Annotated in this window: 24 protein-coding genes and 9 tRNA genes; 13 read left to right on the top strand and 20 right to left on the bottom strand. The window is 44.0% G+C overall.

Annotation, left to right across the window (positions count from 1 at the left end; translation table 11 throughout):
* The first annotated feature begins 64 nt into the window (after positions 1 to 64).
* Together ACHUFN_RS02910 and ACHUFN_RS02905 are read left to right on the top strand one after the other, a co-directional pair.
* Entirely contained in the window at positions 65 to 685 is a 621-nt protein-coding gene (locus tag ACHUFN_RS02910) for a flavin reductase family protein (protein WP_394220808.1), read from the top strand.
* 16 nt (positions 686 to 701) lie between these two features.
* A complete protein-coding gene (locus ACHUFN_RS02905) occupies positions 702 to 1,358 on the top strand; it encodes a cupin domain-containing protein (protein ID WP_394220807.1) in 657 nt (218 codons plus the stop codon).
* A 173-nt stretch (positions 1,359 to 1,531) separates the two neighbouring features.
* On the opposite strand, the gene ACHUFN_RS02900 is transcribed toward ACHUFN_RS02905, so the two are convergent.
* From ACHUFN_RS02900 to ACHUFN_RS02830, 15 genes are all read right to left on the bottom strand, one after another.
* A complete protein-coding gene (locus ACHUFN_RS02900; protein WP_394220806.1) occupies positions 1,532 to 2,938 on the bottom strand; it encodes an alanine/glycine:cation symporter family protein in 1,407 nt (468 codons plus the stop codon).
* Between the two features lie 322 nt (positions 2,939 to 3,260).
* A tRNA-Gln gene (locus ACHUFN_RS02895) sits at positions 3,261 to 3,336 on the bottom strand.
* 2 nt (positions 3,337 to 3,338) lie between these two features.
* Positions 3,339 to 3,423: transfer RNA gene (locus tag ACHUFN_RS02890), tRNA-Leu, on the bottom strand.
* 35 nt (positions 3,424 to 3,458) lie between these two features.
* Positions 3,459 to 3,535 (bottom strand) — tRNA-Met (locus tag ACHUFN_RS02885).
* Between the two features lie 52 nt (positions 3,536 to 3,587).
* A tRNA-Gln gene (locus tag ACHUFN_RS02880) sits at positions 3,588 to 3,663 on the bottom strand.
* 2 nt (positions 3,664 to 3,665) lie between these two features.
* Positions 3,666 to 3,750: transfer RNA gene (locus tag ACHUFN_RS02875), tRNA-Leu, on the bottom strand.
* A 34-nt stretch (positions 3,751 to 3,784) separates the two neighbouring features.
* Positions 3,785 to 3,860: transfer RNA gene (locus ACHUFN_RS02870), tRNA-Gln, on the bottom strand.
* 2 nt (positions 3,861 to 3,862) lie between these two features.
* Positions 3,863 to 3,947 (bottom strand) — tRNA-Leu (locus ACHUFN_RS02865).
* 35 nt (positions 3,948 to 3,982) lie between these two features.
* Positions 3,983 to 4,059, bottom strand: a tRNA-Met gene (locus tag ACHUFN_RS02860).
* A 171-nt stretch (positions 4,060 to 4,230) separates the two neighbouring features.
* Positions 4,231 to 5,067 (bottom strand): peptidylprolyl isomerase, encoded by an 837-nt coding sequence (locus ACHUFN_RS02855; protein ID WP_394220805.1) that lies wholly within the window; start codon positions 5,065 to 5,067, stop codon positions 4,231 to 4,233.
* Positions 5,068 to 5,379: 312 nt separating this feature from the next.
* Positions 5,380 to 6,471 (bottom strand): redox-regulated ATPase YchF, encoded by a 1,092-nt coding sequence (ychF, locus tag ACHUFN_RS02850; protein ID WP_394220804.1) that lies wholly within the window; start codon positions 6,469 to 6,471, stop codon positions 5,380 to 5,382.
* Positions 6,472 to 6,513: 42 nt separating this feature from the next.
* Positions 6,514 to 7,095, bottom strand: coding sequence for an aminoacyl-tRNA hydrolase (pth, locus tag ACHUFN_RS02845; protein WP_394220803.1), 582 nt, complete (start codon positions 7,093 to 7,095; stop codon positions 6,514 to 6,516).
* Positions 7,096 to 7,100: 5 nt separating this feature from the next.
* Positions 7,101 to 7,733 carry a 50S ribosomal protein L25/general stress protein Ctc gene (locus ACHUFN_RS02840; protein ID WP_394220802.1) on the bottom strand — a complete coding sequence of 211 codons (633 nt, stop codon included), beginning with the start codon at positions 7,731 to 7,733 and terminating at the stop codon, positions 7,101 to 7,103.
* Between the two features lie 345 nt (positions 7,734 to 8,078).
* The gene (gene ahr, locus ACHUFN_RS02835) at positions 8,079 to 9,080 is read right to left on the bottom strand and encodes an NADPH-dependent aldehyde reductase Ahr (RefSeq protein WP_394220801.1); all 1,002 of its coding nucleotides are present in this window, start codon (positions 9,078 to 9,080) and stop codon (positions 8,079 to 8,081) included.
* A gap of 87 nt (positions 9,081 to 9,167) precedes the next feature.
* A complete protein-coding gene (locus ACHUFN_RS02830) occupies positions 9,168 to 9,623 on the bottom strand; it encodes a ribose-phosphate pyrophosphokinase (RefSeq protein WP_394220800.1) in 456 nt (151 codons plus the stop codon).
* Positions 9,624 to 10,222: 599 nt separating this feature from the next.
* On the opposite strand from ACHUFN_RS02830, the gene ACHUFN_RS02825 reads away from it, so the two are divergent.
* Positions 10,223 to 10,528 carry a hypothetical protein gene (locus ACHUFN_RS02825; RefSeq protein WP_394220799.1) on the top strand — a complete coding sequence of 102 codons (306 nt, stop codon included), beginning with the start codon at positions 10,223 to 10,225 and terminating at the stop codon, positions 10,526 to 10,528.
* Positions 10,529 to 10,602: 74 nt separating this feature from the next.
* Here ACHUFN_RS02825 and ACHUFN_RS02820 read toward each other — a convergent pair whose 3' ends face one another.
* The 4 genes from ACHUFN_RS02820 to lolB all read right to left on the bottom strand — a co-directional run bounded on the left by ACHUFN_RS02820 (position 10,603) and on the right by lolB (position 13,185).
* The gene (locus tag ACHUFN_RS02820; protein ID WP_394220798.1) at positions 10,603 to 11,550 is read right to left on the bottom strand and encodes a ribose-phosphate pyrophosphokinase; all 948 of its coding nucleotides are present in this window, start codon (positions 11,548 to 11,550) and stop codon (positions 10,603 to 10,605) included.
* 33 nt (positions 11,551 to 11,583) lie between these two features.
* A tRNA-Gln gene (locus tag ACHUFN_RS02815) sits at positions 11,584 to 11,659 on the bottom strand.
* A gap of 33 nt (positions 11,660 to 11,692) precedes the next feature.
* Positions 11,693 to 12,559 carry a 4-(cytidine 5'-diphospho)-2-C-methyl-D-erythritol kinase gene (gene ispE / locus ACHUFN_RS02810; RefSeq protein ID WP_394220797.1) on the bottom strand — a complete coding sequence of 289 codons (867 nt, stop codon included), beginning with the start codon at positions 12,557 to 12,559 and terminating at the stop codon, positions 11,693 to 11,695.
* Complete coding sequence (gene lolB / locus ACHUFN_RS02805; RefSeq protein WP_394220796.1) at positions 12,559 to 13,185, bottom strand: lipoprotein insertase outer membrane protein LolB; 627 nt, start codon at positions 13,183 to 13,185, stop codon at positions 12,559 to 12,561. Before lolB ends, ispE begins: the two co-directional genes overlap by 1 nt.
* 131 nt (positions 13,186 to 13,316) lie before the next feature.
* On the opposite strand from lolB, the gene hemA reads away from it, so the two are divergent.
* From hemA to kdsA, 6 genes are all read left to right on the top strand, one after another.
* The gene (hemA, locus tag ACHUFN_RS02800) at positions 13,317 to 14,591 is read left to right on the top strand and encodes a glutamyl-tRNA reductase (RefSeq protein ID WP_394220795.1); all 1,275 of its coding nucleotides are present in this window, start codon (positions 13,317 to 13,319) and stop codon (positions 14,589 to 14,591) included.
* 15 nt (positions 14,592 to 14,606) lie between these two features.
* The gene (prfA, locus tag ACHUFN_RS02795) at positions 14,607 to 15,692 is read left to right on the top strand and encodes a peptide chain release factor 1 (RefSeq protein ID WP_394220794.1); all 1,086 of its coding nucleotides are present in this window, start codon (positions 14,607 to 14,609) and stop codon (positions 15,690 to 15,692) included.
* 19 nt (positions 15,693 to 15,711) lie between these two features.
* Positions 15,712 to 16,551 carry a peptide chain release factor N(5)-glutamine methyltransferase gene (prmC, locus tag ACHUFN_RS02790; protein ID WP_394220793.1) on the top strand — a complete coding sequence of 280 codons (840 nt, stop codon included), beginning with the start codon at positions 15,712 to 15,714 and terminating at the stop codon, positions 16,549 to 16,551.
* Positions 16,552 to 16,700: 149 nt separating this feature from the next.
* Positions 16,701 to 18,266 carry a DUF3369 domain-containing protein gene (locus tag ACHUFN_RS02785; RefSeq protein ID WP_394220792.1) on the top strand — a complete coding sequence of 522 codons (1,566 nt, stop codon included), beginning with the start codon at positions 16,701 to 16,703 and terminating at the stop codon, positions 18,264 to 18,266.
* A 290-nt stretch (positions 18,267 to 18,556) separates the two neighbouring features.
* Positions 18,557 to 18,922 carry a SirB2 family protein gene (locus ACHUFN_RS02780; protein WP_394220791.1) on the top strand — a complete coding sequence of 122 codons (366 nt, stop codon included), beginning with the start codon at positions 18,557 to 18,559 and terminating at the stop codon, positions 18,920 to 18,922.
* Between the two features lie 20 nt (positions 18,923 to 18,942).
* Entirely contained in the window at positions 18,943 to 19,797 is an 855-nt protein-coding gene (gene kdsA / locus ACHUFN_RS02775) for a 3-deoxy-8-phosphooctulonate synthase (protein WP_394220790.1), read from the top strand.
* A gap of 59 nt (positions 19,798 to 19,856) precedes the next feature.
* Here kdsA and ACHUFN_RS02770 read toward each other — a convergent pair whose 3' ends face one another.
* The gene (locus tag ACHUFN_RS02770; protein ID WP_394220789.1) at positions 19,857 to 20,135 is read right to left on the bottom strand and encodes a hypothetical protein; all 279 of its coding nucleotides are present in this window, start codon (positions 20,133 to 20,135) and stop codon (positions 19,857 to 19,859) included.
* Between the two features lie 216 nt (positions 20,136 to 20,351).
* Between ACHUFN_RS02770 and ACHUFN_RS02765 the strand changes: the two genes are divergently transcribed.
* Genes ACHUFN_RS02765 through rlmM form a run of 4 tightly spaced genes read left to right on the top strand, consistent with a single transcriptional unit; the run spans position 20,352 to position 23,557 of the window.
* Positions 20,352 to 21,254: a transcriptional regulator GcvA gene (locus ACHUFN_RS02765; RefSeq protein ID WP_394220788.1), complete on the top strand. Its 903-nt coding sequence runs from the start codon at positions 20,352 to 20,354 to the stop codon at positions 21,252 to 21,254.
* A 2-nt stretch (positions 21,255 to 21,256) separates the two neighbouring features.
* Positions 21,257 to 21,964 carry an alpha/beta family hydrolase gene (locus ACHUFN_RS02760; RefSeq protein WP_394221035.1) on the top strand — a complete coding sequence of 236 codons (708 nt, stop codon included), beginning with the start codon at positions 21,257 to 21,259 and terminating at the stop codon, positions 21,962 to 21,964.
* Positions 21,965 to 21,999: 35 nt separating this feature from the next.
* Positions 22,000 to 22,467: a DUF423 domain-containing protein gene (locus tag ACHUFN_RS02755; protein ID WP_394220787.1), complete on the top strand. Its 468-nt coding sequence runs from the start codon at positions 22,000 to 22,002 to the stop codon at positions 22,465 to 22,467.
* On the top strand, positions 22,460 to 23,557 hold the full coding sequence (gene rlmM / locus ACHUFN_RS02750) for a 23S rRNA (cytidine(2498)-2'-O)-methyltransferase RlmM (protein WP_394220786.1): 1,098 nt from the start codon (positions 22,460 to 22,462) through the stop codon (positions 23,555 to 23,557). Before ACHUFN_RS02755 ends, rlmM begins: the two co-directional genes overlap by 8 nt.
* Positions 23,558 to 23,648 lie beyond the last annotated feature (91 nt).

Raw genomic sequence — 23,648 nt, 5'->3', positions numbered from 1 at the left:
AAGAGCGGTACGAGCGTTCATATCAGTTATAGTTCAACCCTAGCACAAATAGTAAGGAATGGTTTTGTCGCAATCGCACTTTTATCAACCCAAAAACGGTCACGGCCTAGCCCACGACCCATTTAACGCCATTATCGCACCACGCCCAATAGGTTGGATATCAACACAGTCAAAAGCTGGTGTACTCAACCTTGCGCCTTACAGCTTTTTTAACGCGCTAAACTACACGCCGCCAATTATTGGCTTTTCGGTAGTTGGCAGTAAGAAAGATTCACTGGTAAATGTGCAGGAAACCGGCGAGTTCTGTTGGAATCTCGTATCGGAAGATTTGATTAACGCGATGAACACAACAAGCAAGCCTCTGGCACCTGAAGAAAGTGAATTTGACCATGCCGGGCTTCAAACCGTAGAAAGTGAAGTAGTCAGTGTTCCACGCGTAAAAGCCAGTAAAGTAAGTATGGAATGTAAGCTGACCGATGTGGTGCAACTCAAATCAGCATCAGGTGATACTGTAAATAGTTGGTTTGTTATGGGCGAGGTAGTGGGTGTGCACATTGATAAGTCGCTCATTGAAAACGGTGTTTATAGCACGCTTAAGAGTGCACCAGTAAGTCGTGGCGGTGGGCGCGGAGACTACTACACTATATCCCAAGACAACTTTTTCGAATTGCTTAGGCCCGAGTAGTTGATAAGGATTAACGATGCTTAATATGAATTTTGATGAACGCTTGGCAATTAATACGCAAATGCAAGGGTGGCAAGCGTCACCATCCGCTACTGTTTGGCGCAAGCCTTTAGAACGCGAAGCAAAAGAGTCTGGCCACACAACGAGTGTGGTTAAGTACGAGGCAGGCGCTAGCTTTAAGCAGCATGGTCACCCTTACGGTGAAGAAATTTTCGTGCTCGAAGGTGTGTTTTGTGACGAGCACGGCGACTACCCTGCAGGCACCTACCTTCGTAACCCGCCAGGCAGCAAGCACAGCCCATTTAGTAAAGAAGGCTGTGTGATTCTGGTTAAGCTTAATCAGTTCGACAAGCGTGATTTAAGTGAAGTACGGGTAGATACGAATAAAGCAGAATGGCTGCCAGGGCAGGGCGGTTTACAAGTGATGCCGCTACATAACTTTGAGCACGAGCATGTGGCGTTGGTAAAGTGGCCGATAGGTGAGGTATTTAAACCTCATAGACACTTCGGCGGTGAAGAAATTTTTGTGCTATCGGGTACATTTAAAGATGAACATGGTGAATACCCAAAAGGCACATGGCTGCGTAACCCTCATATGAGTCAGCATCATCCTTATGTTGACGAAGAAACCGTGATTTGGGTTAAGACAGGGCATTTGCCGGTGGCGTTGTAGAGTGCCATCGTCTACTGTTTTAAACTCAATATACAGTAGCTATCACACAGCCAATGTTGGTAATGCGAGCGTTCGCTAGAAATAAAAAAGGCTAACTTGAGGTTAGCCTTTTATGCCATATCTAATATAGTCATTTCACATTCAATGACATATTAATGAGTTAAGTGTCGGAATTAATCCCACACACCATCTTCAGATTTTCCTTGAATTTCACAGTCGCCCACTTTGTATTCCATGTTTTCGCCACTGTCTTTTTTCTTAAAGTAGTCTTTGCTGATAGATACAATTGTTGGGGTCATCCACACAATAGCGATGATGTTAATAACCGTCATTAAGCCTAACGCCATATCGGCCATTGCCCACACCTGTGGCAGTGCTGCCTGCGCCCCCCAGTAAATCATGCCTAAATAGCCAATGGTATACACTGAGCGGCCAATTTTATTGTCTAGCTTAAACATGTGAAGGTTACTTTCGCCATACGCATAGTTAGCTACTACCGACGTAAACGCAAATAAGCTGATAGCGGCTGCTACAAAGTCTGTTCCGCCTTCGCCTAAGTGGCTGCTCATCGCATCTTGGGTAAGTCGGATGCCTTCCATTTGATCGGAGCTTGAACCGCCAGCAAGTAAAATAATAAAGGCCGTGGATGTACATAAAATTAGTGTATCTAAAAACACACCTAACATCTGAATGTAACCCTGAGATACAGGATGGTTGGGGTTAGGCACAGCACTTGCTGCTGCGTGCGGCACCGAACCGCTGCCCGCTTCATTAGAATAAAGGCCACGTTGAATACCGTTTTTAATAGCGGCACCTAGAGCACCAGCGCCAGCTTCCTGTAAACCAAATGCCGACTTCACAATATCAAGCAACATGGCAGGTAGTTCTGAGATATTAATAAAGGTAATAGCCAGAGCTACAAGCACGTAGCCAATACCCATAAACGGCACAACAAATTCAGCGAATCGTGCAATGCCTCTCAGTCCGCCCACAACAATTAATGCGGCCAACGCAATAATGGCCAAGCCAACATATTCGCTAGGGAAAGCGTACGCATTGTTTAATGCATCGGTAATAGTGTTGGCTTGAACAGCGCTAAATACGAAACCGTAGCCGAAAAACAGACATAAAGAAAACGCCACTGCTAGCCAGGTTTTATTTAAACCTTGTTTGATATAGTAAGCAGGGCCACCACGAAACTCACCGTTTTCATCACGTACTTTATAAAGCTGGCCTAATACACTTTCAGCGAAGCCTGTGGCCATGCCTAAAAGTGCTATCATCCACATCCAAAAGATAGCGCCTGCGCCACCTAGTGATATGGCTACAGCAACACCGGCTAAGTTACCCGTGCCCACGCGCGCAGACAAACTGGTGCACAACGCTTGAAATGAACTGATACCATCTTTGGTAGAGGTGTTGCTGCCCTTAAGCAAGCTAAACATATGACCGAAGTGGCGAAGCTGCACGCCGCCAAGTTTTACCGTAAACCAAATACCACATGCCAACAGCATAATGATAAGTACCTGGCCGTCTCCCCAAAGAATATTATTAACTAATGAAACGAATTCGTTTATCACGCACTTTCCTTCGTTATTATTTTAATTGTTACTCGGCGTGTGTAAGTGAACTGAACATGACAGAAATGCTGCCAGAACAAACGCGATGGCTTAAACAAACAAAGGTTTGCTAAGGCCTTGAATATGCCGAGCTATATCGATAAAAAAACAATACTAGCACGACCATTAAAAAATTGGTCAATGAAAACGTACGGAAACTATGACGTTTTGTGCTCGTATATAGCAAATATCTTCAAGATGAAGGGGAGGTAAGGGTTTTCTTCAGCACAATTAAATTGCACATATGAAAAAGCCGCTCATAAAAGCGGCTTTTTCAAGAATATGGCTGGGGTAACAGGACTCGAACCTATGAATGGCGGGATCAAAACCCGCTGCCTTACCAACTTGGCTATACCCCAAATGGTGCGGAAGGAGAGACTTGAACTCTCACGCCGTGAAGCACTGGAACCTAAATCCAGCGTGTCTACCAATTCCACCACTTCCGCGCAGCTAAACTTTCCTAAAAGGTATTAAAGAGAATTGGTGGCTACGGCGAGATTCGAACTTGCGACCCCATCATTATGAGTGATGTGCTCTAACCAACTGAGCTACGTAGCCTTAACTTATATCTTCAATAAAAAGCCGCTCTATGAGCGGCTTCTCAAGAATTTGGCTGGGGTAACAGGACTCGAACCTATGAATGGCGGGATCAAAACCCGCTGCCTTACCAACTTGGCTATACCCCAAATGGTGCGGAAGGAGAGACTTGAACTCTCACGCCGTGAAGCACTGGAACCTAAATCCAGCGTGTCTACCAATTCCACCACTTCCGCGTAGACGCTAGCTGCAATAGTCATTCAAAAAGAATGGCTGGGGTAACAGGACTCGAACCTATGAATGGCGGGATCAAAACCCGCTGCCTTACCAACTTGGCTATACCCCAAATGGTGCGGAAGGAGAGACTTGAACTCTCACGCCGTGAAGCACTGGAACCTAAATCCAGCGTGTCTACCAATTCCACCACTTCCGCGCAGCTAAACTTTCCTAAAAGGTATTAAAGAGAATTGGTGGCTACGGCGAGATTCGAACTTGCGACCCCATCATTATGAGTGATGTGCTCTAACCAACTGAGCTACGTAGCCTTGCTATTCTCTTCCCTCTCAGGAAGTGGCGCGTATTATGCGTATATGACTGGCAACCGTCAACCCCTTTTTTACTAACTTTTTTTAAATGCTCATTAAGTGTGCGCATTAGGGTGAAATACGCACAAAAAGCCGTGAAATTGAACAACTTGCACAAGTTAAAGTACTTATTTACCACGTTTTATTGCTGGTTTTTGTTTGGTAATAACACACGTCAATAGGGCGCGGCCCATACATATTGTCGTGAAAAAACGGGTTATCTAAATTTTTCCCTGTGTTTGCCCGTCTTTGGTATTCTTCATGGCGTGCTGTTTGTACAAAATAAGGCGCAGTGTTATTTGAGTGCATGTATGCCTGTTTTATTTTGCTATTTTGGGTGATGTTATCCAATACGCCACCTGTATCTCTATTTCCTCGCGGAAGTTTTTGAAGCACGTCCATACCTTTCACCACGCGACCTACCACCGACATATTTCTGTCTAAGTGGCGCGGCGCTTGGCCAATCACAATGTAAAACTCTGTACTGGCCGTATCTTTTTCGCTATCTCGCGCAAAGGCAACCACTCCAGGGCAGTGAAGCCCCCACATCTCTTTACGCTCTTTATCTATACCAACAGGAAAGCCGTCTAAGAAGCCGGAATTAGGTGCAAACATATCGTTTGTTTCAACAACACTTACATTGCTATTAAGCGGTTGAGTAAATTCAGCGTTGATAGGGCTTAGCAGTGTAGGAGTAAATTGAGTTGCATCGTGAGTATCGTTGCTTCCGGCCTGAGCAACAAACCCGTCTACCACACGATAAAACGCCTGTTCGTTGTAAAAGCCTGCGCCAATAAGGGCTTTAAACCTTGCGACATGTTTAGGTGCAAGCGCAGGGTGAAGTGCAACAACTACATCGCCGTATGTGGTTTTAAACGTCGCCGTATTACCTTGAGGCACGTGATACCAACCCGACGACGTGTTTTGTAAAATTGTGTTTTTCTGAACGGTATTTTTGTTTGCCATCATTGATGATTTTTCGCCATCAATACTATTTGGTTTGGTAGCTATTGTTTTCGTTTGGTTTGACGTAGCAAAGGAAAAGCTCGTAAAGCTCAGTAAACAAAACATTACCATTAATACTTTAAGTACATTGTATCGCTGTATGCACATAAATTGACTTTGCATAAAAACGGGGGAATGTGTATTTATGAAGTGGTTAACCATTATTGCTGAAGCCAATAGTTTTTGTTAGTTATATCAGGCCAATTTACGCTTCACATTTGTTTAGCGCAAACAAAAAAGCCACCTTGCGGTGGCTTTCTAATTAGGTTTTACCTGTTACACGTTAAAGCGGAAGTGAATAACGTCACCGTCTTTAACAATATAATCTTTACCTTCTAGACGCCATTTACCGGCATCCTTAGCACCTTGTTCGCCGTTGAATTCAACGAAGTGCTCGTAGCTTACGATTTCAGCGCGAATAAAGCCTTTTTCGAAGTCAGTGTGAATTTTACCTGCCGCTTGTGGCGCTGTTGAACCTTCTGGGAAAGTCCAAGCACGTACTTCTTTTACACCCGCAGTAAAATACGTTTGTAACGTAAGAAGACTATAGCCTGCGCGAATTACACGATTAAGGCCTGGCTCTTCAAGTCCCATGTCCTGCATGAACTCGTCGCGCTCGTCGTCTTCAAGTTCAGCAATATCAGACTCAATAGCCGCGCACACTGCAACTACAGTGGCATTTTCGCCTGCTGCAATTTCTTTCACTTGGTCAAGGTAAGGGTTATTTTCAAAACCGTCTTCATTCACGTTTGCAATGTACATGGTTGGCTTAAGGGTAAGCATGTTCATGTAGCTAATTGCAGCGAGCTCTTCTTTGGTAAGCTCCAGTGAACGAAGTAACAAGCCTTCGTCTAAGTGTGGCTTAATCTTCTCAAGTACTTTCATTTCGTACTTGGCATCAGCATCGCCACCTTTAGCGCGCTTGGCAACACGGTGTAATGCTTTTTCTGTGGTCTCTAGGTCAGCAAGTGCAAGCTCGGTGTTAATAACATCAATGTCATCTTTAGGGCTTACGCGACCTGCTACGTGAACAATGTTTTCATCGTCAAAGCAGCGCACTACGTGACCGATAGCGTCGGTTTCACGGATATTGGCTAGGAATTTATTTCCTAAACCTTCACCTTTAGAGGCACCTTCAACTAAGCCAGCAATGTCCACGAATTCCATGGTAGTAGGAATGACGCGCTGTGGATTTACGATTTCAGCCAACTTGTCCAAACGAAGATCTGGCACAGGAACAACACCCGTGTTTGGCTCGATGGTACAGAAAGGGAAGTTTGCCGCTTCAATACCTGCTTTAGTTAATGCATTGAAAAGTGTTGATTTACCTACGTTTGGTAGGCCAACAATACCGCATTTAAAACCCATGATATGGATCCTTAGTTTGGAAAAGTGATAACTGGCTAAGGTTTACCCTTTGTGCGAGTGTAACCTGTTTTGTGCTTGCTTAAGGTCTTCTTTTAGCAAAATTTCAGTACAGCGTACCGCGTCATCGATGGCACTTTCAATGGCTGTTTTTTCTTCTGCTGCTGGCTTTCCAAGTACATGACCTGTAACCCGGCTTTTATGACCTGGGTGACCAATACCTATGCGCAAACGCAAAAAATTCTTGTTGTTACCCATTTTAGCCACAATGTCACGTACGCCATTTTGACTTGAGCTTCCACCCACTTTGTATTTCGCTACGCCGGGAGGTAAGTCTAATTCGTCAAACGCTACTAATATTTGTTCTGGTTCTATGCGGTAAAAGTTAGCCAGTGCTGCTACGGCTTGTCCACTTTTATTCATAAACGTAGTGGGGTAGAGCAAACGGATATCTTTGCCAGCAATAGTAATGCGAGCAGTTTTACCGAAGAATTTTGTTTCTGGTTTTAGCGGGGCGTTGTAGGTGTCGGCTAGTTGGTTGAGAAACCATTCACCGGCATTGTGTCGGGTATTTTCATATTCGGGGCCTGGATTACCCAGACCCACGATAAGGCGGATATCAGCCAAGAGGATTATTCCTCAGAAGCTGCTTCTTCGCCGTCTTCTTCTGCGTCAGCCGCTTTTGGAGCAGGCTTAACAGTTACAACCGCTAGGTCGTGAGCTTCGTCGTTCTTAGCAAGTTCAACAGAAGCTACGCCAGCTGGAAGAGTTAGGTCAGAAAGGTGTACAGTTTGACCCATTTCAACAGCAGCCATGTCTACTTCGATGAACTCTGGAAGATCTTTAGGCTGACAAGTAACTTCGATTTCAGTTACGTGGTGCTCAGCAATACCGCCAGCTTTAGCAGCAGCAGAAGCGTCTTCATTTACGAAGTGAAGTGGTACGTTAGTGTGAACGTCTTGACCAGCGATAACACGTTGGAAATCAATGTGTGTGATCTTTGGCTTGAACGGGTGACGTTGCATGTCTTTAACTAGAACTTCAACAGCTTTACCGTCAACGTTCAATGTAAGAACGTGAGAGTAGAACGCTTCAAAGTCAGCAGCGTTGTTCACTTTGTTGTGATCTAGAGTGATAGAAACTGGTGCTTCTTCACCACCGTAGATGATACCAGGAAGCTTATCTTCGCGACGTAGGCGGCGGCTCGCACCTTTCCCTAGGTCTGTACGAACAGAAGCGTCTAGGTTAAAAATTGCTTCAGACATTGTCTGTCTCCAATATATAAGTCTAATGATGTGAGTTTTTGCGACCAAAACTCACTGTTAATTGGTGTGAATTACGCTTAAAAATACGTTTTTATGCACAATAAAACACCGACCCAAAATTCAAGGGCGGCGAATTCTAACACCACACACCAAAACATACAATTGCCAAAGCCCACAAAAAATACAAACCCATACATATAGGCGGTAGTGGCACAGAAAAAACGCGCACCTAAGCGCGCGTTTTAATGTATTAGGTGCAGTATAACGAAAGCTCTCGTAACAGATTAGTGGTTAACTCATTTACTCATGGGCGTTTAGGCGTTAAGACAGCCATTTTGCCAGACTTTATCTGGTGAGCACCACTCTATAATGTGCTTTGCCTTCTCTTAACCTTTCTACAGCGTTATTCACATCATCAAATTTAAATGTTTCGGTAACAGGCTCAATATTGTGATGCGCAGCAAAATCTAACATGGTTTTGATAGTTGCAGGGCTACCCACTGGCGAGCCCGACACACTTTTCTGCCCACCAATTAAGTTAAATGCGCCTATATCAAGTGGCTCTAATGTAGCGCCTACAAAATGTAGTCGGCCTTTTGGCGCAAGCGTTGATAAATACAGATTCCAATCTAACTTCACGTTCACTGTAGAAATGATTAAATCGAATCGCCCCCGAGCTTTTTTAATTTCATCTTCATCGCGGCTATTGATAGTGTCAGAAGCGCCGAGTTCTAAAGCTTCTTCCTTTTTAGATTCGCTAGACGTAAAAGCGACAACTTTACATCCCCACGCATTTAAAAACTGAAGAGCAAGGTGGCCTAAACCGCCAATACCAACCACGCCTACTTCACTTGTAGGGCTAACATTGAACTGAACTAAAGGGTTAAATACCGTAATACCGCCACAAAATAGCGGGCCTGCTTTAGTGCTATCGATAGAATCGGGTAATGGGACAACCGCGCGTGCTTGTGCTCGCACTTTGTCTGCAAATCCACCGTGGCGACCACCGATAGTCATCGTTGCGTCGGCACAAAGGTTGTGATCGCCTTCTTCGCAGGTTCTACAGCTATTGCAGTAGCTGGCGTGCCAACCTAGGCCTACGCGCTGACCCACTTCAAGGGACGTAACATGTGCACCTACTTTGCTAATCGTGCCAACCACTTCATGACCGGGTACAAATGGGTATTCTGTCATGCCCCACTCGTTGTCTAACATGCTTAAATCGCTATGACAGATTCCACAACTTTCTACGTCTATTTCAACATCGTGAGAACCTAGCTCACCAGGATCGTATTGAAACTTTTCCAGCTTTCCGCCCGCTTCTTTAGCGGCATACGCATTTATCATTGTAACCAGTCCTTTTAGTGTTAGTTTGCACTATTAGCGCAAAAACCATGATTTATGAATTTGCTACACACCTCACCAACATATCGATCATTGAGTTTGAAGGTTATTAATCACCTTGCTGGTATCAAGCACTTTGACTTCAGATACCATAAGCACGGTACCAAATTGTGTGAATGTGATCATATCCGGCTTTGGTGTGCCCTTTACTTCAACAATAAGGCCGTTCTTTTGATAAGTTTCATCTAGGCCATGTAGGGTATAACGATCACCGTTTTCAGCAATAAAGGCATAAAAACCGCCCTCTAAATCTTTATATATAATGCTACCCTTCATGTTCACTTCGCCTTTTGCATTACCTTCAACCGCTTCGGCTTGGGTAACAGGTTCAGCGACAAGTTCTTTAGGCATAGACTCAGTCTTAGTATGCGTTTTGTTTTCTTTATCTACCATTGTGACGTCCTTATTCTCCTCTTCCGAAGAGCAAGCGATAAGCGTGAGTGCAGAAGTGAACATGAGTGCTAGTTTTAATCGATTTTTTTTCATTCTTTTATTCCTCTATCAAATGAGTAAAGGGACATAACATTTACGCTGAAAAACGGTAAACCACAATTTAAGCGTGTTACTGCCCGTAAACTCTTTTCCAAAAAACAGTCTTCCACGCCGTTTAAGTAATTTCTACAAAAAACACCGAATCGTATACATTTTTTTTACACTTCAACAGACAATCGCGTTTAATCTAGATGGAAGTAGAGTTTGCGAATTGTCTTAAGGAGATAAGGAAACGGTTGAAGCAAACAGCATGTATTTACAAATAGAAAAGGACGCTCCACTTATGTGGTTTTAAAAATACGTTTTACTAATTCTTTAATAACTAGCTGATATTAAGATGCTTTTATTCTTTATTGTTTACTACGTTATGTTTTGATTTTTCTTTATTAAAAAAGTTTAGCAAGACGATAATACATTTTTCTATTTTGCCGCAGATGAATTCGAGGAAGGAGTTGGCATAGACCCTGCTACACTCACAATGGTTTATGTAAAGACGAGATTTGGTTACCTTCATTTAACCTAAAGTCGATGTATTACATATAAAATATGCCTTTAGCAAAGGTTATCTATAGCAACGTTTTTAAGGAGAGAAAATGAAGCAGTTAACTAAAATTTTTGCGGTATCGAGTCTGGCACTAGCGGCAAGTGCATGTGACGTAAACAAGACTGAAGATGGTGAAATGCCTGATGTCGAAGTAGAATCGGGTGAATTACCGGAATATGAAGTAGAGAAAACGGATGACGGCAAAATGCCAGATATTGACGTGGAGGGCGGTGAGCTGCCTGAGTATGACGTGGATACCGTAGACGTTGACGTAAGAACAGAGACTAAAGAAGTTGAAGTACCTGTTGTTGATGTAGACATGCCAGAAGACGACGAAGATGACATTGATAACTAATCAATGCTTTTTTAAAGAGAAGCGAGTGAAACAATGCTAGTTAAGACATTGTCTCACTCGCTTTTTAGTGTGCGTTAGTATTCAAACATCGCTGAAATAGATTCTTCGTTGCTAATGCGACGAATAGTTTCTGCAAGCATTTCTGATAACGTAAGCTGCTTAACCTTGCCCATTTTTTGCATTTCTGCGCTAAGAGGAATCGAGTCAGTAACGATAATTTCGTCAATAACAGACTCTTTAAGGTTATTTACTGCATTACCCGAGAAGATTGCGTGCGTTGCATATGCGTAAACACGGCGCGCGCCATGTGCTTTTAGCGCTTCTGCCGCTTTAGCAAGCGTACCGCCAGTGTCAATCATGTCGTCAACAATGATACAGTCGCGGTCTTTCACGTCACCAATTATGTTCATTACCTGAGCTACGTTCGCTTTAGGGCGGCGCTTGTCGATAATTGCAAGGTCAGTGTCGTTAAGTAGTTTCGCAGTAGCTCGAGCACGTACTACACCGCCAATATCTGGAGAAACGACTACAGGGTCGGCAAAGTCACGTCTTACCATATCAGCAAGAAGGATAGGAGTACCGAATGCGTTATCTACCGGAACGTCAAAGAAACCTTGAATCTGTTCGGCGTGTAGGTCGATGGTAAGTACGCGGTCAACACCAACGTTTGAAAGGAAGTCAGCCACTACTTTCGCAGTAATTGGCACCCTAGCAGAACGAACACGACGGTCTTGGCGTGCATAACCAAAATATGGAATTACCGCTGTAATACGACCAGCTGATGCGCGACGCAATGCATCGATCATCACAATAAGTTCCATAAGGTTATCGTTAGTAGGTGCACACGTAGATTGAATAATAAAAACGTCCGAGCCACGGACGTTTTCATGAATTTCTACGCTAATTTCACCGTCACTGAAACGGCCAACTTTGGCATTTCCAAGTTTGGTGTAGAGGCGATCGGCAACTTTCTGGGCAAGTTCTGGTACGGCATTACCTGCAAAGAGCTTCATATCTGGCACAAGTGGTTCCTCAGTGCGTTGATAAAAGAGGTTTGGCTGGGGTAGCAGGACTCGAACCTACGAATGGCGGGATCAAAACCCGCTGCCTTACCAACTTGGCTATACCCCAATTTTTAAGTTCTTGTCCGATGTGGCGTACACGCTATCTTTGTTGTTCTAATTTATCTAATAGTGGTGAGCGATTCACACCTTTTGCGACAAAACTCTGCCAAGCTTCAGGCATTTGAGCCCTAACTTGTTCGGCTAAAGTGTAGTCAGAAAAAGTGGCAAACACGCATGCACCTGTGCCCGTCATTCGCGACGGTGCGTAGTGTACCAACCACTGTAATAATTTTGCAACTTCCGGATAGCGATTCGCGACTAATTGCTGACAATCATTCCAAGTTTTTTCAAATTTATAGTCTTCCCAGCACATTGCCGGCGTATTTCTGGGCAAATCCGGTGAAGTAAATACTTCGGCTGTACTAACGTGAACGTTAGGATTGGCCACAAGAAAATACAGTTCTGGTTGAGGAGCTGGTGTAATGTCTTCGCCAACGCCTCCTGCGAAAGCCGTTAGGCCACGTACAAAAATGGGCACATCTGCACCTAGCGCTAAACCTAGCTCGGCTAGTTCATTCTCACTTAAACCTGTTTTCCATAAGTGGTTTAGCGCCACTAAGGTCGTAGCCGCATTTGACGATCCGCCACCGATGCCGCCCCCCATAGGAAGGCGCTTATCCAACGAAATAACGGCACCTTTATTACATTGTGTTTTTGTTGCCAGCAGTCGTGCTGCTTTTACAATCAAATTTTCATCGTCTGGTACACCAGCCAGTGGTGTTTCCATGCGAATCGTTGTGTCGTCTGTACTAATATCAAAGGCAAGTGCATCGCCGTAGTCCAGCATTTGAAATAAACTTTGAAGCTGGTGATAGCCGTTGTCGTAGCGGCCAAGAATATGTAAGAAAAGGTTGAGTTTGGCGGGCGAGGGCCACCAATCTTTTTGTGTTGTAACAGATGACTTCACTACAGTGTCCACTGATAAATTTTAATTTTTAGCTGGGTTTGGGGGATATTCGGCATTTCTTCTTGTACAAGTGTAATACTGTGCGGAAGCCACACTGAACTACCATTTTCCATTTGAACGCTGCCATAATTGCCGTAAGCAACTTGCCAATTTCGACAGGCAGGGCAATAGCTTTCAAGGGTATCAACAAGCCCCTTATCGGTTAACGTGAATTTATCGCCTTCAATCGGCAAGCCCTTAACCCAAGATAAGAGAGACTCCACGGGAATTACCATGCCTGTAATTTGATAAATTAGCGGCTCGGGAAGGGCATTAACATAAGTTTCGCCGTCGGCTTCTAAAACTGATTTTTGTTCTGAAACTGTCAAATTAACCAAACTTACCCCTAGGAAATTGGTTAATCGGAAACCAAAATCACCGGAATCGTTTTTCCAAGTCAAATTAAGACTGGCCGCTTCCTTACCTTGACGAAAAGCAATTTTACCCCGCATTTGCCACTGTTGTACTTGTGCTACTTTTTCAAGCTGAGAGGTAAGGTTGACCGCGTTTTCTGGGCCTTTGGGGGCGGTTGTACATGCACTTAATAAAAGGCAAAAGCAAAGTAAAAGGGTAGATAAGCGAATCATTAAGGCACGACACCTGTATAAAAATAAAACACATTTAGTTGTGACATTATGGGAACACAGTTTCACCAACACTTTCAATCATTTTGGGTTTTTCGTACAATGCCGCTCCGACGTTGCCAGCACAGATTTTAATGACTTTACTCGCCCTCGGTATTAACCACAAAACAGCATCAGTAGCACTTCGCGAAAAAGTGGCTTTTACACCAGATTCTCTGGTGGAAGCGCTTGCGAGTTTAAAAAAGCTGAATGGGATAGAAGAGTCAGTCATTGTGTCGACCTGCAATCGAACTGAACTCTATGTAAATACCCAAGACAATACAGGCCGAAAACTTCTGCAATGGTTAAGTGACTTCCATCACTTGGATGTAAACGAGATCGCCAATCACAGTTACATTCTTTCACAAGACGAAGCGGTAAAGCACATCATGCGGGTGGCCAGTGGCCTAGATTCACTAATATTAGGTGAACCTCAAATATTAGGGCAAGTTAAGCAGGCTTTTGGTGATGCCAAACACTCAGGTATGATAAACAGCGAGTTTGATAAGCTGTTCCAGCACACGTTTTCAGTGGCTAAGCGCGTGCGCAGCGAGACCGATATTGGTGCGAATGCTGTTAGCGTGGCTTACGCAGCAGTTCAGTTGGCTAAGCATATATTCGCTGAATTGCCCAAGCGGTCCGTGTTACTTGTTGGTGCGGGCGAAACCATTGAGCTGGTCGCGCAGCATTTGAAAGAACAAGGTGTGAGCCACCTAGCGGTTGCCAACCGAACAGTAGCGCGAGCTGAGACCTTAGCAGAAACGCTTGGAGCTAGCGTATACACGTTGTCGCAAGTGCCCGAGCACCTAAAAGACTTTGATATTGTAATAAGCTCTACGGCGAGTCAGTTGCCACTGATTGGCAAAGGTATGGTAGAAAAAGCGCTTAAACAGCGCAAAAACATGCCAATGTTTTTAGTTGACCTTGCCGTACCACGAGATATTGAGTCTGAGGTTAATGAGTTAGGCGATGCCTACCTTTATACCGTTGATGACTTGCAGCACATTGTTCAAAAGAATTTAGAAAACCGCGAACAAGCTGCAAAAGAAGCCGAAAAGCTTATCGACAAGCAAGCTGGCGACTACATGACGTGGAAACAGTCGCAACAATCGATAGATTTAGTAAGACAGTATCGCCAAAAAGGCATGGCACAGCGTGACGATATTGTAGAAAAAGCCAGAGCGCAATTAGCAGAAGGTAAAAATGCCGAAACGGTATTAGAAGAAATGGCGTATAAACTAACCAATACGCTGTTGCATCCAACTACCTTAGCGTTACGCGAGGCGGCCATGCACGATGACCCGGCGTTAAGCCGTTGGATGGGACAGGCATTAGATTTATCTGGCTTTTCGTCAGACGATAATAAATAAGGTAATAAGAAGCATATGAAAGAGTCGGTAGTTAGGAAACTCGAACACTTAGTCGAGCGTTTCGAAGAAGTTCAGGCGTTGCTAGGCGACCCTGGAGTTATCGGCGATCAGGATAAGTTTCGCAATTTGTCAAAAGAGTTTAGTCAGCTAGAAGACGTGGTCGCGGGCTTTAACGCTTATCAGCAAGCGCAAGAAAACTTAAGCTCAGCGCAAGAAATGTTGAACGAAGACGATGCTGAAATGCGCGAAATGGCACAAGAAGAGATGAAAGATGCCAAGGCGGAAATTGAACGCCTTGAAACAGAACTTCAAGTTTTACTTTTGCCTAAAGATCCTAACGACGACAACAACTGCTTCCTAGAAATACGTGCTGGAGCGGGCGGTGATGAGGCGGCTATTTTTGCTGGTGATTTGTTCCGTATGTACAGCCGTTATGCTGAAAGCCGCGGATGGCGAGTAGAGTTGGTAAACGCGAATGAAGGCGAGCACGGTGGCTATAAAGAAGTTATTGCTAGCGTAAGCGGTGACGGCGTGTACGGCGTATTGAAGTTCGAATCAGGCGGCCACCGCGTTCAGCGCGTACCAGAAACTGAGTCACAAGGCCGTATTCACACATCAGCGTGTACAGTAGCGGTTTTACCTGAAATTCCTGAGTCGCAGGCCATTGAAATTAATCCTGCCGAACTTCGTATCGATACGTTCCGTGCGTCAGGTGCGGGTGGTCAGCACGTTAACAAAACCGACTCAGCAATTCGTATTACTCACTTGCCAACGGGTTTAGTGGTTGAATGTCAGGATGAGCGTTCGCAGCATAAAAACCGTGCAAAGGCGATGTCTGTGTTGCAAGCGCGATTAAATCAAATTGAAGAAGAGAAGCGTGCGGCAGAAGAGGCGTCGACCCGTAAGAGCCTTGTAGGTAGTGGTGACCGTTCTGAACGAATTCGCACATACAACTTCCCGCAAGGGCGCGTTACCGATCACCGCATTAATTTAACGATTTATCGTTTAGACGAAGTGGTAGAAGGTGATTTGAAACAGCTTATTGACCCAATTCTACAAGAGCATCAGGCCGACCTGCTTGCGTCGCTCTCTGATGAATAATGCTTGCTGAAGAACAAACATGCGCATAGACCAAGCCCTTGCTTGGGCAATACATCAACTAGAGGGTGGTGAATCACCCTCAGTTGATGCCAAAGTTCTGTTGGCCAATATTCTAGATAAATCCCAAACATATCTTTTCACATGGCCAGATAAAACCCTAGATGCTGCTCAAAAAGCACAATTTGAAACAGCCATTTCTAGGCGAAAATTGGGTGAGCCTGTTGCATACATCACGGGTAAACGCGACTTTTGGACCCTATCACTTTTCACCTCACCCCACACACTTATTCCTCGACCAGACACTGAAATACTTGTGGAGCAGGTGCTTAATTGGGCAAATCAGCATCAGCATAATGCGCTTTCAATTTGTGATTTAGGAACCGGTACAGGCGCCATTGCGTTGGCGTTAGCAAGCGAGTTACCAAACGCTTCGGTGATTGGCGTAGATTTTCAAGGCGATGCGGTAGACCTTGCTACACGTAATGCTAAAGCAAATGGCATTACAAACGCCCGTTTTGTGCAAAGTGACTGGTTTACAGCGCTTGAAGGCCGAACATTCGATATTATCGTGTCAAACCCACCTTATATTGATGAAACTAGCCCTTACCTTAAGGAAGGCGATGTACGCTTCGAGCCGATTACAGCACTGACGTCGGGGGAACATGGCTTAGAAGATATTAAGTTAATTACCGACAATGCCCCCCATTTTTTAAATAAGCATGGCTTATTAGCATTTGAACATGGTTTTGACCAAGGAGATGATGTTAAAGCGCTACTTGTTGCCAAGGGGTTTGTAAGTGTCGAAACGGTCAAAGACTATGGAAATAATGATCGCGTGACATTGGGGCGTTGGGCTTAGTTAGCCATATTTAGTCAGACCAACTTAAATGTAACCTACTTCGTTTATTTGCAAACTTGCTAATATTCATTTTTGGATTAGTATTTAAAAGCAATTCAGAATACAAAAGCGCTATGTGAAACAATTTCTTACACTACAGGATGTACCAGATGAATGATGACTTTTTTTTCGCAGAAGACGAATTCGAAAATGAAGTAGACGATCTGGGTAGCTGGAAAGTACTTATTGTTGATGATGAACCTGAAGTACATGCAGTTACCAAGTTAGCGCTAAACGACTTCAGTTTAAACGGTAAAACCCTTGAATTTGTTAGTGCATACAGCGGAGAAGAGGCTAAAGCAATTTTTAAAGCCCAAGACGATATTGCTGTAGTGCTACTTGATGTGGTTATGGAAACCGACGATGCCGGCCTTCAAGTGGCTGAGTATATTCGTAACGAGTTGGATAATCATTTCACTCGCATTATTTTGCGAACTGGCCAGCCTGGCCAAGCCCCTGAAAAAGATGTCATCATTAATTACGACATTAACGATTACAAATCTAAAACTGAGCTTACCGCGCAAAAACTCTTCACTGTCATCATCGCATCTTTGCGTTCATATCGCGATATTATTGTAATAGAAGAAAACAGGCGGGGCTTAGAAAAGATAATTGATGCTTCTGTTGATTTGTTTTCATCTCGTTCTCTCGAGAAGTTTATGCAGGGCATTATTCAACAGCTCGCTTCAATTTTAGGGTGCTCTAAAGATGCCGCCTACATCACCACGGCTGTTGCTACCACGTCGCGTACGATTAATACAGGTAATAAAAAACTTGATGATGACGAACTTTATGTGTTTGCGGGGAATGGTGAGTATGCCAGTAAAGAAGGTGTACCGCTAAAAGATGCTATTAGTGCGCAGGAATACGCTCTTTGTACCAAAGCGATGCGTGAAAAGCAGATTGTGTACGCTGAAGATCACGTCGTTGCCTATTGCAATAGCAAAAGCCATAACGGCGCACTTTTGTACTTATCTGGGCTGCCTCGACGAATAGGAGAAAGTGACCGACATCTTGTTAAGCGTTTTTCTGATAGCGTGCAATTAGCGTTTGATAATGTACTAAAAACGGTTGACGTTGAAGCCACACAAAAAGAAATAATTGAGCGATTGGGACGTGCTTTAGAGCATGAGACTAATAGTTCTAACCATTTCACAAGAATAATTGAGATGGCGCAGCTTCTCGCAAAAAAAGCGGGGTTAGATGAGCAGTCGGTTCACGCACTTCGCCTTGCTGTTCCACTTCACGATATTGGTACATCGATTGTGCCTAAATCCATTCTACAAAAAACCACACTGCTGTCTGAAGAAGAGATATTTAAAATTAGACAACACGCAGAGTTTGGGTATCAGATTTTAAAAGACTCGACCCGCCCTACCATTCAGCTGGCAGCGAAGCTTGCAAAACAACATCATGAACGCTGGGATGGAAAGGGATACCCAGATGGTTTAAAAGGCGAAAGCATTGATGTAGAAAGCCGTATTGCGACTTTAGTGGATGTGTTCGATGCCTTAGTAAATGAAAGGCCCTACAAATCGGCATGGACAATCGATAAAGTAGAGAAGGTAATAAGGGATGAAAGTGGTAAACACTTTGATCCTAAATTAGTCGAGTGTTTGCTTGATAACCTTCCGGCATTTCTGGAGATTCAGGCACGCTTTCCCGATGCCAAGTAATGCGTGTTGTTATGTTTAGTTTTCGCAATCGCAGCTAACTTATAGCAATGAACCTAAAATGTTGACATGTTAAGGCAATATGACTTAATTCTCGGTTATTTACATGTTGATATACGCTACAATGACGCGCTAATAGTTGCGCTATAAATGAAAACAGGTGCAAAAAAGCGCCTGTTTTTTTTAAATTCTCTGCACGTATAATCAAGTTGATAAGCTTAGGAAGCACACTTGCTCATGCCGATTTAACCGTCGCGCGTGATATCTAATAAGAACAGGAAAAAACTATGTACATGATGGCAAAACACCTTCACTTAACCGCCGTTGGTTTAAGCATTTTATTTTTTGTATTTCGTTTCATTTGGAGTCAGTTTGATGCCTCAAGCTTAAGCAAAAAATGGGTTAAAATTCTTCCGCACGTTATTGATACTGTGTTACTTGCGAGTGCAATTTGGTTGTGCATACTCTTATCTCAATATCCTTTCGTAAATGCATGGCTAACCTTTAAGGTAATCGGTGTAGTGCTTTACATTGTGTTTGGGTTGTTCGCGCTGAAAAAAGCAAAGACTACCTTAGGCAAATGGGGCTTCTTTGTTGCAGCGCTTGGCGTTTTAATGGCAACGGCAATGGTCGCCGTCACTAAACAGCCTCTTTTTTAAGATTTAATTGGAAATATATAATGCCTGATTCTCAAAAGATTATTAATGTTGGTAACGTTAAAGTTGCTAACCACTTACCCTTCGTTCTTTTTGGCGGAATGAATGTACTTGAATCTCGCGACCTTGCCATGCGCATCGCAGAGCATTACGTTGAAGTCACGCAAAAACTTAACATACCGTACGTTTTCAAAGCTTCATTTGATAAAGCGAACCGTTCATCGGTTACGTCGTACCGAGGCCCCGGAATGGAAGAAGGGCTGCGCATTTTTGAAGAAATAAAGTCGACGTTTAATGTTCCAATTATCACTGATGTACATGAACCGCATCAAGCGGCGCCAGTAGCAGACGTGGTCGATGTCATTCAGTTACCTGCCTTCCTAGCTCGCCAGACAGACCTGGTTGTTGCGATGGCGAAAACAGGAAGCGTAATTAACGTGAAGAAGCCGCAGTTTTTAGCGCCACACGAAATGCGCCATATCATTGGAAAGTTAGGCGAAGCGGGCAACGATAAGGTTATTCTTTGTGAGCGTGGAACCTCCTTCGGCTACAACAACCTAGTTGTTGATATGCTTGGTATGGATGCAATGAAAGAATATGCCCCAGTAATATTTGATGCGACTCATGCGCTTCAAATGCCTGGAGGTCGTGCTACATCTGCAGACGGTCGTCGTGCTCAAGCGGCACAATTAGCAAGAAGTGGTATGGCATTAGGTTTAGCAGGCTTGTTCATTGAGGCTCACCCGAACCCAGATGAAGCGCTATGTGACGGGCCTTGTGCGCTGCCTTTGGCTAAATTAGAGCCGTACTTACAGCAAATGAAAGCATTAGACGAACTGGTCAAAGGTTTTGACCCGTTAGATACAAGTAATACCTAAAAAGTGTGATGGCGTATGCCGGTGCAAGCACCGGCATGCGTATCAGGTGTGTGAGTTGCTTATTCCGCTTCTGTAACGTCTAAGCGCTTTTCACCTTTTGTCATTGCTAATAAGCTCTTGTGAAGCTTAATTTGGGTCTGCTCAGCCAAAATAGCTTTTGATTGTTTTTTAACGACAATGTGTGCATCGTTTTCTGGCAACACTTCAGCCATTTTTACGCTGGTCATTGCGGTATTGATTAACGATTCTAGATTGATCTTTTCTGGTTGTGCGTTAGCATTTGCAGCAGCGCTTGCGAACGCCATAACAGAAACGCTAGCTAAAAGTAATTTTTTCATTTTCACACCTAATAAAAATAATTAAATAATTGTTGATGAATGTTAAAATGTTTAACAAATGTTCATCATAAAACGCTGAAATTAAATGTTCTTTTTTAATTTCGGGTAAATTATAGTCAGCGGGTGGTGAAAAATAAAACGAGTAAAAGTATGGTTTGTCATTAGAAAAACTAATGAAAATGTCATGCTTCGGTCACACTGGATTAAAAACAATATATGCACCGACGTTTACCCCCACTTAACGCCCTTAAATCGTTTGAAGCGGCTGCGCGCCATTTAAGCTTTACTAAGGCTGCCGATGAACTGTTTGTTACCCAAGCAGCCGTCAGCCATCAGATTAAGGCACTTGAAGATTTCTTATCAATGAAACTGTTTCTTAGAAGAAATAGAACATTGCTGCTCACGGAAGAAGGGCAGGCCTATTTTTTAGAGCTTAAAGATATTTTCAAAAACTTACAGGATGCGACTGAAAGGCTACTCGCCAAAGGAAGTAAAGGGGCTATAACAGTGGCCATGCCACCGAGCTTTGCCAGCCAATGGTTGGTACCTCGTATTCATAAGTTTAGTTTGGCTCACCCCGATATTGATGTGCGAATAAAAGCGGTCGATTTTGACGAAGGCTTTTTAGAAGATGACGTAGACGTTGCTATTTATTACGGCAAAGGGCGATGGACTGGCCTTCAGGCTGATCAGTTACATAGAGAGTTTTTAACACCGCTTTGCTCGCCATTGTTGTTTCAAGGTCCTAAACCTTTATCGAGTTTGTCTGATTTACGGCACCATGTTCTGCTACACGACCTAAGCCGAACTGCTTGGAAAAACTGGTTAAAACACGTTGGGGTAGTTGGGGTAAATGTAAACCAAGGGCCGGTTTTCAGTCACTCTATGTTGGTATTGCAAGCCGCGGCACTCGGTCAGGGTATTGCGTTGGGCAATACCGTGCTTGCAAGGCCAGAAATTGAGGCTGGTCGTCTTGTTATGCCGTTTGAAGAGCGGGTAGAAAGTCGTGATGCGTTTTATTTAGTCTGCGAAGAGTCTCAGGCGGAATTGGGTAAAATTGCAGCCTTTAGAGACTGGATTTTAGCGTTGGTTGAAGCCGAGCAAGAGGATTTACTGTAGTGATGCCTAGTGAAGATACGACTACTGCAAGCGCAAAAATAGAACAACACACTTTTGATATTGAAGTGCACGAGGCTAAGATGCCAGTAGCCTCTTTGGTTCTAGGGCATGGCGCGGGTGCAGGAAAAGAGCATGACTTTATGCAGGACATTACGAGGGAACTCGTTTCACATCGTATATCTGTGGTGCTCTTCAACTTTCCTTACATGCAAACTATCAAAGCAACAGGGAAACGTAGACCTCCCGATAAAGCGGATAAACTCATGTCACACTTTACTGCGGTAGTTGCATCCTGCTGCAAAGATAACAAAGCCTTGCATAACTTGCCTGTGTTCATCGGTGGAAAGTCGATGGGCGGGCGCATGGCGAGTATGGTGTATGAGTCGGTGAGTAACGTAAAAGGCGCGATAGCGCTGGGTTATCCGTTTCATCCACCTGGCAAACCCGAGAAAACGCGAACCGAGCATCTGTCAACGGCATCTAAGCCTATGCTTATTATTCAGGGTGAGCGAGATACTTTTGGAACTAAGAGTGAAGTCGAGAGTTACAAAAAGAGCTACGCGCTATCTTCACACATAGAGTGCGAGTATTTAGAAGACGGCGATCACAGTTTTAAGCCTCGAAAAGCTAGCGGTAAAACCCAGCAAGAGCATATTGTTCAAGCAGCCGCGCTTACCGCGTCTTTTATAGATAGCGTTTTACGTAATTAATGATTAGTCAGAAATCAGAGCGAACAACGAATTTAATGAAAAATGAAAACCTAGGTTTGGCGACTCTTGCCAAGCCCTATCTTATTATGGGTGCGCTGCTGGCGGGCTTAGCGGTAGTTTTTGGCGCTTTCGGTGCACATGGCCTAAAAAGCGTGTTGACGGCGCAGCAGCTTAACACTTTTGAAATTGGTGTGCGTTATCAAATGTATCACGCATTAGCTTTGTTGTTATTACCGGCACTTTCGGCGTTTGTCTCGTCGTCGTGGGCGAATCGCGCTGCGCTCTGTTTTGTTATTGGAACCGTGTTGTTTAGCGGTAGCTTATATGCGTTAGCAATAAGCGGCATAAAATGGTTTGGCCCGGTAACGCCTTTTGGGGGCATGTTCTTTATTATTGGCTGGGTGCTGTTAGTGGTTGGACTGATAAAGGGTCACAAGGGGACAAAGCAACAACACAAAGGGCAAAACAACGTTAACCATAAGCCGGGGGCAGATAATGTCTAACGCCAGTATTTTGAGCTATTGCCGACCTGGTTATGAAAACGACACGGCCAACGAACTCACGTCTAAATATGGCGAAGCCCAGTGTTACGGTTATCCTGTGTCGAAGAAAAACAGTGGCTTTGTACTTTACCATTTATATGATGCCACGCAGCTAGAACAAACCATTTCGCAGTTCGCCGTTCACGACAGTATTTTTCCACGTCAGCTGGTGGCTGTTTTTGCCACACTAAAGGATATAGAGAAAGAGGACAGGGTAGGGCAAGTACTTGAGACCTTGAAGGAAATAGAAAAGCCTTTTTCTATTTTCGGGGCAATCGATGTGGAATATCCTGATACGGAAGATGGAAAGACGCTCGCTAAGTTTTGCCGCAAGTTTACCGTACCTCTTCGCCAAGCCTTAAGAAAAGCAGGTTGGTTAACAACGAAAGAAAACTTAGGTAACCCCAAATTACATATTTTCTTCGAGTCATTTGAAATTTGCTATATTGGCTATACATTACCCAGCCATGCAAGCAGTGAACATTTAGGGATTTGTCGGTTGAAGTTTCCTAGTGATGCGCCAAGTCGCTCGACGCTTAAACTAGAAGATGCGCTGGTAAATATGTTGACTGCCAAGCAACAGACTAAAGTGCTTAGAACGGGAGGGCGTGCTGTTGATTTAGGTGCATGCCCTGGTGGTTGGACCTATCAATTGGTTAAGCGCGGGATGTATGTTGAAGCTATCGACAATGGGCTCATTGCGGATAGTTTGATGAGCACGGGATTGGTTGAACATCACGCTGCAGACGGGTTTACGTATCGACCACAATTTGGTCGTGTAGATTTGCTTGTATGTGATATGATAGAGCAACCCGATAGGGTAGCAAAGTTGATGGGTGACTGGCTGGTTAAACACTGGGCAACACACGCGATTTTCAACTTAAAGCTACCTATGAAACAACGTTATGAAACTGTAGTTGAAGCCATGACGTTGCTAAAAAGCCGTTTAGATGCGCTAGAAGATGCATTTGCGGTTAAGGTGAGGCATCTCTACCACGACAGAGATGAAGTTACAGTAACAATTGTTCGCACTTCAAAAGATGAGGTGTGATTTTGTTATTTTTCAAAAAAGTGTCATTAACTATTAAGTTGCTGATATTTATAGAAAAGAATTAATGGTGGCGCGGATTACAGTAAACGAA

Source organism: Alteromonas gracilis, assembly GCF_043642145.1.
Taxonomy (GTDB): Bacteria; Pseudomonadota; Gammaproteobacteria; order Enterobacterales; family Alteromonadaceae; genus Alteromonas; species Alteromonas gracilis_B.
Note: the sequence above shows the minus strand (reverse complement) of the source record. Positions and strands in the feature narration are given on the sequence as shown.